The organism is Flavobacterium sp. MEB061 (assembly GCF_000834715.1).
Lineage (GTDB): Bacteria > Bacteroidota > Bacteroidia > Flavobacteriales > Flavobacteriaceae > Flavobacterium > Flavobacterium pectinovorum.
Map to the genome: position 1 here is coordinate 177,890 of NZ_JXQR01000074.1, position 12,904 is coordinate 190,793.

Sequence of the window (12,904 nt, forward strand, 5' to 3'; positions counted from 1 at the left end):
ATCTTTTTAAGTTTGTTTTAGGAGTTTATAATCAATTAAAAATGAGAAATTATAAACATATAATATTGCTGTTTTTTATAATAAGCAGTAGTGTATTTGCCCAATCTCCGGACTGGTCAGTAAATGAAAATAAATTTCAATACACCATGTCATTTGAAGGTTTTTTGACTGTTGATGGAAAAAACTTAACAAGTACCAATGATAAAGTAGCCGCTTTTGTAAATGGAGAATGTCGTGGAAGTGCCAATGTGCTGTACGTAGCAAGCGAGAAAAAGTATGTTGTTTATTTAACGGTTTTTTCCAATACAGATGGCGAAATAATCAATTTCAAAATCTACGATTCTGCCAATAATGTTATTAAAGAGGTAGCAAAGACAAAAGTATTTGAAAACAATAAACACTATGGAGATTTATTTCAGTCTTACAGTTTTGCAAGCCCGTCATTGAAAAGTGATGCCGAAATTATAGATTTTAGTTTTAAGGATTTAAAAACAGCAACTAAGATTGTTGACGGTTCACAAATAACGCTTTATGTGGCTAAAGGAACAAATGTTTCGGCATTAAATGCTTTATTCGAATTAAGTGCCGGAGCCGGATTATTTATAGGAACTGCGAATAAAATTTCAGGATCAAATACGATAGATTTTAATAGCCCGGTTCAATTTCAAGTACTTTCAGAAGATCAGTCAGTCTTGAAACAATGGACTGTGATAGTTAAATTAGGCAGTGCACTATTTTATAAAAAAGATGCCGTATGTTATGCCGGAGGTGTCGTTAAAGTTTTATACGATGAAAATGATACGCTGGCAACTTTGACAAAAGGAGGTGTTAAAATTACGGCTCAAACCATTCAGAATGGAGAAACTGTTTTTAACAATCTGGAAGCAGGGAAATACAATGTGAGCATAGGCGGAATTAATAAAGAAATAGTAATAAATCAAAAACAATAACAATGAAAATAAAGCAATACTATATTTTACTATTAGTTATGATTGTCTCTTTTAGTTGTTCAGATCATGAAAGCGAGATAACAATTGTGCCGCTAAGCATTTCTTTTGTACATGCAGATGGATCAAAAATAACAGAAAATGAATGTATAAGTCCTAACGTAAAATACGGAATAAAGATAGAAACTAATTATGTGGATCAAAATAGACCTTTTAGAGTAGATTATTCTGTAAACGGAGTGGTTTATACCATGACTTTTACAGTTAAAACTTCTCAGGTTAATCCCATTACTTTGATTAATGGCAATAATGAGGCACAAATAGTAGGTAGCAATTATAAAGCAGTTCTAAAATATGTAGATCAGGGAGATTTTGAATTGGTAGAATAATTAAAGTTTTCATTCAGGTTACGGATGGCAAACAAAAATTGTAATAGATTTTTTATAAATAATTAAAGTTTTACATCTTTCAATAAAAGATTCGAATTACTTACTATAAATGCTATAAGAAAAATAAAAAGCCTGCAAAAGTACTTTTGCAGGCTTTTTTGTGGTTCGAGGGCACGTTTATGTTATTTTTCCGTACAGATTAATATATTAGGCAATGTTAAAGGGTATCTTTTTTATGACAGCTAATAGTTGCCGCCATTTTGCATTCGGAGAATGACAGGTAGTCAATCGAACATTTAATCTTTTTTTAAGACTTCAGGACAAGGCTTACAGCAGATCTGTAGGAGTTAGATGTCTGCAAACAGCAGCATATAATTAAATTAAAAGAGAGCCTGGTAGCTAAAGGATATTCGGAGATAGATCAGGATGAGGAATTTCATATCAACTATTTTGAAACAAAGAGTGAAAGTATTGGAATTTATTAATGCCTTTAGAGCAAAAGAAAATCTTTCAGATTCGATAAGTACTGAGGAGGATACAAGACATTAGAACGGATTTATAAAGACAAACAACACCATTGGAATTCAATGGCGTTGTTTGTCTTTATGTGTTATAATAGTTTCGAATATAAAGTTCTTAAGCTTTGATTTTACGGGGGTTTATAGTTTTCAAAAACACCATGTGCCAGGATGTTGCCACAAAGCTTAAAACGTCAATATTTTAATTATTTTCAAGGTGATTTTTATAGTTAAAATTTATCGGCGGAGTATGGGGCTCCGTCACCTAATGAAGATTAGGTAGGGTGATTGTCGATTACGCCATAATCCAACGCTGGGTTTATAAGTTTAATCCTTTGATTGAGTCAGAGATGAAGAAGAGAAAGGGCAAAGCAGGGGCAAGTTGGAGCTTGGATAAAACCTATATCAAAGTAAAAGGTATTTGGTGTTATTTAGATAGGACAGTAGATAAATTAGGCAATACAATTGACTTTCTTTTGACCAGAAAAAAACAAAGAATGAACGCGCAGAAATATAACATATCAAATATATAAATAGCTAATTTAAATTTTAGCACCTTAATATTTCTTTATACAAAAACTCATAGCCTATTTTATCTGTCTTGTGTCTAAAAAAAGCTTGCTCATGACATTTTATGATGACATAGTACTATGATAAATTAGATTTACTTTAAATTATAATAAAGCAGATTTATTTCTAAATATTAGTTTTTATTAATTTCTAAAAACATAAAAAAAATGTCATATCCAAACGTTCCGGTTCTGATCTGGGGGTGACTTTATTTTTTAGAATTTTAAACTAATCGAAAAATGAATACGAAAGGTCATTGCTATTCGAAGGCTATTATCTGCAGTATATAAATATTAGTTAATACGTGGACTTTTTTTGACCTGAAAAGACAGAGAATGAGTGCTCAGTCTTTTCTAATTAAAGCAATTAGTAACAACTGCAGCCAAAGAGTAATAAACATTGATAAAAGTGGTTCTGATACTGCAGCGATCAAAGTTTATAACAAGCGTTTGTTCTAAAAGATAAAATCCGACAGTGTAAATATCTTAATAGTAGAACAGTATTATCATTTTATTTAGTGGTGCATACAAAACGGATTCGGCTTTAAAAATTTTGAATCTGCAAAGAGAACTCTAAGCATTATTGAAGTTGTTCATATGCTTAAAAAGGATTAGATGGTTAGACAAGGGATTTCTATGATTAAATCATTCTGTAAATAAGCGGGCTAACTTTAAAAATACTTAAATACTTACATTTGATTCTGGTAAATGCGACAGAACCAAGTAAGCCAATTATAAAGTAAAATCAATTATTAACAAACTAAATTTATAAAAAATGGCAAACATTAATGGTAAAATTCAGACCGACGTCATTATCCTGGATGACACTTATGACGTGTCCGTTGCGATTCCGACAAGCAAACCAATTGTGGACGTTAACGCTTACACTTTAACAATTTATAATGAAGCAGAAGTTGCTCTGACCCCAACAACAGAGAACGTGGCTATGTTAGCCCATGTTGCAGCATCTTACAATGTGGACTCCAAAGAGACATTTCCTGATAATTTTTATCTGGAGCTTAGTCCGCCGGCATCCATCCTGCCCAATATCAAAGACAGCACTGACCCTGCGAAGACTACATTTGCAATTAAAAATATTGCAATTCAGTTTGCTACAGGTGCTTATGTAAATGCAAAGGAAATACCTGGCTCAGTAAAGGGTACCAAAGCATAAGCGGGTTACTGTTTCGTAAGGATTTCCAAAAAGTGAACCGAAAGGCTGCTTGTTTTTCTAATCATAGCAAGTCACTTTTTGGAAATCCTTTTTATTAATGATTGATTTATCCATTTTTATTTGATTTAATCTCTAGTTATGAATTCAGATACGCAAAATATCGGAATTGGCACCACAATCATAGCTGATGATATTCCTATAGTTTTTCAGGCATCGTTTAATAGTACTACTTTATCTATTGAGGTAAAGAGCTGTAAATTTGACCTTGCTGAGACTGTAAAAGAAAGGTTTAATAGCCTTAACGTCATCATACCTGAGGGTTCCAGTAAACTTTCGGTTGCTAAATTTAGCGGTGCGATATCCAGAACAGATCAGCATAAGAAACCCAATACAAATGGAGAATACCGACTGATAAAATTTGCGGGGGAAATGGAGGAAATAACGATTCCTATTCCCATTTTGAGTGACATTAGTATAGATAAGGCTTTTTTCTATTATCTGTATCTTAGCCCAAGTGCTGCAAACAGCCAGTCCAATTTTAAAGATCAGATCATATTTCTTGGCTGTAATCTTTCGATAAAACAAAACACAAAACTTTCTCAGGTACTCAAAGATGCTACTCTAAAAGCAGCTTATTTCTTATCCAACAATGCATCAGTCATATACTTTGCTTTTTCCGGAAAAATTAATGTAGGCAAAATTATAGAAGCAATATTTGGTGTTACCACACTAAACCTGACGATTGATGTTGAAAGTGCAGGAATATTCAGGGTAGCCAAAACAGCTGCTCAAAAAACGATTCCCGGTAAGGAAGGAGCACCTGATACAACTGCTCCTGAGGTTACTTACCTCGACGCATTGCGCCAGATTGCAAGTCTTCAAAATAAATCTGAAGGACCTGCAGGCGATTCAGATGTGAGAAGGTACATGCCATCTACGTTTCCGCTGGCTGAAAAAACAATAAATGAAAACGGAACATCAATAACAAAAGTTGGCATACGTGCCGGCAATGAAATAGATACTGATTTTACGGCTCAGTTTACCGAAGCATTTTCAGGCGAAGATATTACTGGTATTTGCTTCTGGGTAATGATTAATTTCAACCAGATATCTTTATTCGGGTCCCTGATTACGATTGGATACAAAAACGAGCAGGTAAATTCATTAATTCTATATGGATTTAAAACGGAAAACAAAAAAAGTGGTACTCCCGAACCCGTTACAGATGCCTATTTTTATGCGCAGCTTCCAGCCATAACATTTCTCAATTTTCTAACATTAGAAGGGCTGAAGGGCAGACAGGGAATACTTTTTAAATATACTTCAAATAAAAACCAATATGAACTGAGCGGCAGCATAACCTTTACTGCTTTTGAAAAATCATTTGTATTTGGTGGCGACTTATTGGTCAATGATGACAAGCTCGTTGCGACGGTCGATATTACTATAGGTTCGCCAAATCAAAGCATCAATAAGCCCTTGGGCATGACCGGAATCAATTTCGGGAGATTATATCTGTGCATCAATAAAACATTTGCTAAGAAAGCCGAAGGCACACAACAGGAAGTTAAAGAAAAATTGGATCTGGCTATAGGCGGCTATATCGATTTTAATTTCAGCGAGGTAAAACTTCAGCTGCAGGGGAACGTGGTGTTTGAAGATAAAGAAGCCCGCCTGGTACTGGTATCTCTCAATGCTAAACCGGTATTAACCCTTAATCAATTTGTTAGAGAGGTAATACAAAAACCTTGGGAATGGGTTGATCAGGTCACTAAACAGATCGGATTTATTTCCGGTACGATGTATTATCTGAGTGTGCCGGAATCCGTAAAAGACAAAAAAAATTATACTTTTTCCTATACTAATCCCATACAGCTCGACCAACCTCAAAATTTAGATGGTTCTACTGGTGGAGGAATTGCTAATGCATTAACCGTATTTAAACCCGGCTATCATATACATGCGGATTTATTGCTGTTTGAAAAATATGTGTTTGTAATTGATCTGTCTGTACAAACTGATGGAATTACTCTTTCAGGTTCTTATGGAGGTACTTATGAGAATGGCAAGATTACAAGTGCTACAGTAATAACAGCCTTTTTTATATCGTTGGAATCTCCGGTACTTTCAATAGGTACAGTAGGAGGAAACAATTTTGAAATAAGTATAAGTAATCTCAAACTCTTTGGAACTACGATTGGCGACAAAATCATCGCCAAATATCAAAATGGAATTTTTACAGGAATCTATAGTCTTAACAATCCAAAATTTGGATTTGAATGGCAATGGACTAAAAAACAAGGTTCTGGAGGATTTTCAATTACGAGAATTGACGGGATCGATATTAAGGAATTAGAATCTATCGCTGCGTTGGTTCAAAAATTGAACAGCATGACAGGCAGCGGAGGTTGCGAAAGCATTGTAGATAATATGTTTGAAGGACTAGAATCCAGTTTCAGTCCTGCATTGCAGGAAGGAAAAAGTCCTACTGACAATGGTAATGGAACTATGCTTATGCCGTTGAAAATAAAATACACTTTTTCTGTTGGCGATACAACCATCATGAGCGACAGTATCAGGATGGATTTAAATGTGACAATACCCACATCAATTGGCGGCTTGCCAGGGGCGATGATCGAAACGCTTGTTTTCAATATGGGAGGCATCGTTGAACAGCTGCTAAAAAGCCCTACATTTTACAAAGCTATTGCTCTTGAGATGGCTAAAAAAGGAGCAGCTAAGCTGGCAGCAAGGATGCTTTGCAGAGCTGCTGAAGAAGTTGCAAAGGACCTGGCTCAGGCGCTTTCAAAAGCTTTAGCAGAAGGACTTATAACAGCAGGACTCGAGGGATTGGTTGAACTTGGTGCAGTAATTACCGCAGTATTCGCCGCAGGTATTGCCGGGGCTGTAGGAGGACTTCTGGGTATTCTTGAAAAAGTGTGGGATGCCATCAAAAAAATATTTGGAGGTGACGATGGAAAGCAGGAGGCTCAGGATAAACTGAACGCCATCAAAGCACCTGTACAGCAGCTTATATCATCTCTCGATTCCAGTCTTGAGAAAATGGCTGCTACAATACAGGTAACATCTTTAGAAGCAGGCATTAACGATCAGGGCAATTATATGCTGAATTGGAATTTTCCGGCTCCTTCAAAGAATTTAGGAGAAAACCTGCATATCGTCTATCAGTTAAATTTTTTAGGAGGAGAAATAGGTTCCAGAGGTATACCTTCAAAAATACCGCCGACAGGCTTCAAAGCGATGACAAGCACTACATATAACAGAGAATGGTCAGAAATGTTACAGGAGGACCCTGATTTCAGGATGAATGCATCCATCCAAACTTCTATAACCGGTTATACCTTCTTGACCCAAGAGGCAGAAAATAATCTTCAAAGTACTATAAACACATTAAACCAGATTGGTGACAGCCTCGACGGGGCAGTAGCATTCAATAAGGAGCTGCAAGCATTTGTAGCCAAAATGAAAGGCTACAATAAAAATGGTTTGACTTCAGAGGTAGTATATGCTACCCAGACCGGTGAGAATACCCGATTGAGGATTGGACAGGCAGTCATAGGCATAAATACCAGAATTACATAAAAATTATCATCATGCGCGACCAAAGATAAGTGCATCATTAAAATATAGAAATCATGGCTGATATTATACCATCTATCATCGAACAAAAGTATTACGCGGGACAGCTGCTTCAGGTTGAGGATTTCAACCGGGAGCGGGATTTTCATATCCAGTACCGCAATTTTGGCAATCAGCAGTTGCTCTCTTCGGGTGTGCTTTCGGGTCTGACAGTAGATAAAAGTGGTTCAGCTATTAACGTAAGCTCTGGTGCGGCGATTGATATAAATGGAGTTTACATATTACTGACAGCGGACAAATCCTATGCAGTAACTTCGGCTGATGGAGATTATCAGTTTGTTATAAGTCATCAGACCATTCCTGTACCAGACACGAAGAATCAACTGAAAAGTAATCCGGTATTAAGCCTGATTGCTGCCGGAAAACCAATAAATGATGGTATACTGCTTGCCAATGTAACCATCAGCAATAAAGTTGTATCTAAACTTGAAAGTGCTGCATTGGCAGTAGAGATTCTTTCTTCAAGAATCCCCGAACAATCGATTCAGAATCTTGATGCTTCAGTAATAACAAAAGGTATTTTTGATAAAAATCGTATTCCTGATCTTCAGAACCTGAATGGAAAATTAACTCTATCACAACTTCCTTTCCTGCCTAATAAGGACAATGCAATAGTACAAAACGCTTTTACAGCGGGAGTACTTACCGGATTAACCGCCAGCAATACAGATAAGATCGCACAATTGACAAGTGGAATTGCTGTAGATGCTTCGGGAAACCAGATTGTTCTTGACAATACTGCAACCTATAATAACAGCACTATAACAGCCCAAAAAGGAATTTTTTCGCTGGATATGAGTGATGCAGTTTTTCAGGATAAAACCTGGTTGCTTCTGATTTCTCCAAACACAGCCGATTCAGGATCACCAATTCTGGAATTTGCAGAAAACAAAACTAAAGAGAAGGTTATTCTAGCTACAGTCAGGGTTACCGCAGGAATGCCTGTAGTAAGTAGTAACGATAGGGAAAGTGTACAACTTAAAACAGACAGATTACCTGAGCTTACTCCTGATATCCTGCCTGATATTAAGGATTTGAAGGGTAAGGTCGCCATAATACAACTACCGGGTCTGGGGGAGATGACAGGAAAGCTAAATCCTGGGCAGGTACCTCAAATTCAAGAACTGCAGGGACAGCTTACTGTGGGGCAATTGCCGCCGGATATAGTTGGAACTAAAGAGTATCTTACTTTTTTTGTCAATCAGGCAGTGGTGGGTGAAGGGGCTAAAATTCAGTTCTCCTGGATTACAGATAAAGGCGTTGACAGTCTCTCACTGTCTTATTTTTCAGAAGTTGGGATCAACAATCTTAGCACAGGAAATAATGCTATAAAACTTACAGATGCAAGTTTTCCTTACACTATTCTAGCGACTACAACATTTACCCTTACGGCTTTGATAAAGGGTGTCATAGTAGGCCAAAAACAACTAACGATTACCGTATTCGCCTTGCTTGAACTCGCCCGGCTGCAGTTTGCAAATAATAAATCTGCCAACGATTGCATTTCCCTTATCTTAAACCAGTTCCCAACGGTCACTGCTAATGATTCGGCTATAGCATTGGCAAAAGCGGGTTATAAATCCACTGAGACAGCTGGAGCTCTAAAAATTGGATTTCCTAAGCTTACGCCAGCACAGGTTGCTGCGGCACTTTCGGCCGCCTTTGGGAAGACAACACCCGCTGACCTTGCGAGATCAGATAAAGAGAAAGGTCTGACAGCTATCGAAGCAGGAGGAAATCTTGTATCTCAATTTCCAGGAATAAGCGCTATGGATTTTGGTGTTTCTCTTGGACAGGCAGGCTATAGTACTGAACAGCTTGGCCCGGCCCTAAAACAATATTTCCCGAAACTCTCCCCTGCGGAAGTAGCTAATATTTTTCACCAGAGTTATAAATAAATCATTAAAACCAATCAATTATGGAAAATCTTAAAATTTTAGAGCAACAATTGCTCGCTTACAAAGAGAGCGGTCTGGCACTTCAAAAAGCTGTAGAAAAATTAAAATCCGGCGGTATAGCTGCTGGTGCCGCACCGGTAGTAGACCTTGGAATAAGTTCACAAATGCTGGCCTCTGCTTTAAGTGCAATATGGCAGGGAATAACACCTTTGGAAATGGCTCAGGGGCTAAAAGCGTTCGAAAATGATCCGAAATTCGTTGCTGAAGGGCTGATGTCAGATAAGGGATTTCCAGACCTGACGGCCTTGCAGCTAGGAAAGATATTGTTGGATCCAACAATCTTCCCCAACCTTTCCAAAGAAAATATGGTTGTGGTGCTCACCGCAGTAAATTTTACTCCCGATGTCATAAATGCTGCTATTGCAATATTATATAATATAACAGCAAGTTATGCATTGAATCTTACAGGCAATTCATCGTACCTGAGTGCACCGCCCAATCCGGTTTATAATTTCGGAACATCCGATTTTTCTCTTCAGGCATGGGTAAGAACAAAAGGATCAGGTACAGTGATTTCAAGAAAATCAACTCAGGGTGGCCCCGGAAACGGCGGATTTCTTGTGGTGATAAAAAATGATGCCAGTATTAAATTTGCGACCGACAATGGTTTTGGATTTTATGAAATAAATTCTGTTCCTTCCGGAATAAATGATGACAACTGGCATTTCCTGACCGCCGTAAGACGTTCTAATGTATTAGAACTTTATGTAGATGGTAAGCTGATCCCGTCTAATCCGCGTTCTAATACTTCCCCTTCAATTAATGTAAGCAATAATCTTCCGTTGATGATTGGTAATGTTGCCCAGTCACAGGAGCCATTCCGTCAGTTCACAGGAAGTCTGGACGAGGTAAGAGTGTGGAATCGTTCGCTATCTGCTGCTGAAATTGTAGCGAATATGAATAAGCCACTTGCAGGAAATGAAGCGGGACTAGTAGGCTATTATACTTTCTCTGCACAAAACGGCAATGACAGCTCGCCAACAAAGAATAACGCTAAACCAACAGGATCTGTTTCCTACGTTTCTCCAGGTGTTATCTCATAAATTGCCTTTACGACTAAAGTTCAATCAAAAACGATAGGACTATGCCATCAGAATTCAGGTAGGGGCTTAAGGGAATCAACGGATGCTTGGCGTATCTAAGCAATCTCTAAATTATTGATCTATTTTTGTTTTTCATAATTTTATCAAAAATAGCGAGTTAGTGATGGAAGAGTTTAACGGGACTCAAACCACAGGGTTTTAAATTTTCAAGAAACTGAATAAAATTTATCGAACCAAAAAAAAGCTTCAGATTTCTCTGAAGCTTTTTTTTGGAAACGGGAAAAGGACTTAAACCTGTTAACAAAAAAGGACTATAATAAACAGTGTCTAAAAGTTTCGAACCTAAATTCAGAAGGTCTTTACTCAAAAGGGTTTTAGTTTTTAAAAACATTTTGTGCCACGATTATGCTACAAAACTTTGATTAATAAATTTTTAAAACTTTTCATAGAATTCTTTTAATTTTAAGGCTCTAATTTTACTTCTTTACATTGTATCTTACTTGTACCTCAAATACATTTTGTTCTACTCAATACTGTACAGTTAATTTCTGGAGTTGTAATTAGCAAAATATTTCAAATCTAGTTGTGCTGGCAAATGAAACCGGTTCTGATGAGGAAATTAATTTTACTGCTCGTACGCCGTTTAATGCGAGAGTTATTTTGAAATATACTTTGTAAGCTTTAAAAAGAAGAATATTATAAAAAAATCAAAGCTTTAATTTTTTTTGGTATAATGATGCCACTAAAACTATTTTGTTACTTCTTTTTCACTTAAAAATTTTCTCACTGTTATACATGCCATTTCTTGTAGAAAGCTCAAGATATCTGCAGCTTCTTCTAGTGTTAAATTCATTCCTTCCTCATTAAGTATTTGCTGCACTTTTTGAGGCGTAATTTTACTTTTAAATTCTTTTTCAGATTCCATTGCTAAAATTTTGTTAAGATAAAGGTAGTGAATTTGTTTTAATGTGTTGTTTTTTAGTATTTTATGAATGGTTTGAATCCGGTCAAGTTGACCTTACTGGATTTACAAACCGTTTATTTTTATAAGTTAAAGTGGGTTAAATTCTGTAAAAAAGGCATAAAAAAAACGCTAAAACTGATGTTTTAACGTTTTTTTAAGAGTGACAGGAACAGGACAAATTTCAACATCATTTATGGATGATTTGAAGAAATTGGCTTACTACATATAGCGTCTGTCTTTCATTGGCTTTGTAAATTTGGTTTAGACGTCCTGTTGGGGATTGATGCAAAAAAATATAAAAACTCAATTGGTTTATGGCGGTAAACTAATATACAACTCTACAAATATTATTCGTCTTTGCTTTTTGTGCGAGAAAAAAGATTAAGTCAGAAATAAGCCAATTTCTTGCATGAATTGAACAAGAAGTCAATAGAGCAATCCGTTAAGCTAAAATGCAGTTTAAAAGTAAAAAAAAATAACTTGAGTTCCAGATTTGTTGCATAAAGCTCTAGCATTTATATAGAATGGAACTTGAAGCTTTGAAAAAAATGTACTGTGCCTTTTAATTACCATACATATTAATCAAGCGAAACACCTGTAAAATTCACTTTAATTTTTTGCAGCAAAAAAACATCAACTCCAAATGCTGGATTTTAAAAAATTGCCTTAAGTTTAAAAGTTAATATTTTAACTTTGCTTTGTCATAATTAATAAAAGTGGGCAGATATACAGAAATTCGAAATTACAGCCTGCGGGATATTATTAATATGCTGGGGGAAGAAGCAGCACACGGAACAGAGTTTCATGTGCATTACAATAAAGAGGTTATTGAAGGAAATCCATTTCCTTTTCCTTTTAGAAGCTGCAATACCGCTGTATTGCTCATGCTGGAAGGAAGGATAAAAGTACAGATTGATTTGCAGACCTATATTGTTGGTCCAATGGATACGATGGTACTATCGTCACAGTCGATGATACATATTTTGGAAATTATAGAACCTGTTCAGAATATAGGTTGTGTATTTACGGACGAATTTGCTATGACCAATATGCTTAATTATGAGGATATAAGACTTTTTAGATTAACAGAGCTTAACCAAACCCCAATATTATCACTTACAGAAGATCAGTATAGTATTATTTTCGATATCATGACAAAAATGTATACACTGAATTTGTCACAATCAGAACATAATCTCTATAAGAAGGCAAAAATATTTCACTATTTCAATCTGCTGGCGCTTGAAATGATGGAAATGCACCGAAGCGGAGTAAATCAGGCCGATTTGAAAACCAATAGAAAGAAAGAGATCATTCATGAGTTTTTATCCCTGCTTTCGATTCATGTTCGCAATAATAGAAATGTCAAGTTTTATGCCGATAAACTATTTATAACTGCTGGGCATTTGTCTAAACTAACCAAAGAGGTTACGGGAAACACTTCGCGCGAAATTATTGAGGAAGCAGTAGTCATGGAGGCGCGAAACCTGCTGATGGAAACCTCTCATTCGCTGGCAGAAATTGCTGAAATACTTCATTTCAGTGATCAGTCTTTTTTCGGAAAATTCTTTAAGAAGAAAATGAAAGTTACCCCAAAATCATTTCGCGACAAATACAAATAGCCTTTAAATTTTCGCGATATTTTTCTTTAAAAACTACCTCTCTTATGCAAGTGAGGCAAA

General features: G+C 36.3%; 9 protein-coding genes. 8 read left to right on the forward strand and 1 reads right to left on the reverse strand.

What is annotated here, in order from left to right:
• Window positions 1–41: 41 nt before the first annotated feature.
• The 7 genes from RT99_RS21815 to RT99_RS21845 all read left to right on the forward strand — a co-directional run bounded on the left by RT99_RS21815 (window position 42) and on the right by RT99_RS21845 (window position 10,258).
• Entirely contained in the window at window positions 42–950 is a 909-nt protein-coding gene (locus RT99_RS21815) for a hypothetical protein (protein ID WP_042566856.1), read from the forward strand.
• Window positions 951–952: 2 nt separating this feature from the next.
• On the forward strand, window positions 953–1,336 hold the full coding sequence (locus tag RT99_RS21820; protein ID WP_131494942.1) for a hypothetical protein: 384 nt from the start codon (window positions 953–955) through the stop codon (window positions 1,334–1,336).
• A gap of 868 nt (window positions 1,337–2,204) precedes the next feature.
• Window positions 2,205–2,387, forward strand: a complete 183-nt coding sequence (locus RT99_RS25955) for a DDE-type integrase/transposase/recombinase (protein WP_052483760.1) — start codon at window positions 2,205–2,207, stop codon at window positions 2,385–2,387.
• An 811-nt stretch (window positions 2,388–3,198) separates the two neighbouring features.
• Window positions 3,199–3,597: a hypothetical protein gene (locus RT99_RS21830; RefSeq protein ID WP_042566858.1), complete on the forward strand. Its 399-nt coding sequence runs from the start codon at window positions 3,199–3,201 to the stop codon at window positions 3,595–3,597.
• A gap of 459 nt (window positions 3,598–4,056) precedes the next feature.
• Window positions 4,057–7,200 carry a hypothetical protein gene (locus tag RT99_RS21835; protein ID WP_131494943.1) on the forward strand — a complete coding sequence of 1,048 codons (3,144 nt, stop codon included), beginning with the start codon at window positions 4,057–4,059 and terminating at the stop codon, window positions 7,198–7,200.
• A 53-nt stretch (window positions 7,201–7,253) separates the two neighbouring features.
• The gene (locus RT99_RS21840; protein ID WP_042566860.1) at window positions 7,254–9,155 is read left to right on the forward strand and encodes a hypothetical protein; all 1,902 of its coding nucleotides are present in this window, start codon (window positions 7,254–7,256) and stop codon (window positions 9,153–9,155) included.
• A 20-nt stretch (window positions 9,156–9,175) separates the two neighbouring features.
• Window positions 9,176–10,258: a LamG domain-containing protein gene (locus RT99_RS21845; protein WP_042566861.1), complete on the forward strand. Its 1,083-nt coding sequence runs from the start codon at window positions 9,176–9,178 to the stop codon at window positions 10,256–10,258.
• Between the two features lie 748 nt (window positions 10,259–11,006).
• On the opposite strand, the gene RT99_RS25490 is transcribed toward RT99_RS21845, so the two are convergent.
• Window positions 11,007–11,183: a hypothetical protein gene (locus tag RT99_RS25490; protein ID WP_165587222.1), complete on the reverse strand. Its 177-nt coding sequence runs from the start codon at window positions 11,181–11,183 to the stop codon at window positions 11,007–11,009.
• A 755-nt stretch (window positions 11,184–11,938) separates the two neighbouring features.
• Here RT99_RS25490 and RT99_RS21855 point away from each other — a divergent pair.
• Window positions 11,939–12,844: an AraC family transcriptional regulator gene (locus tag RT99_RS21855; RefSeq protein ID WP_131494944.1), complete on the forward strand. Its 906-nt coding sequence runs from the start codon at window positions 11,939–11,941 to the stop codon at window positions 12,842–12,844.
• Window positions 12,845–12,904 lie beyond the last annotated feature (60 nt).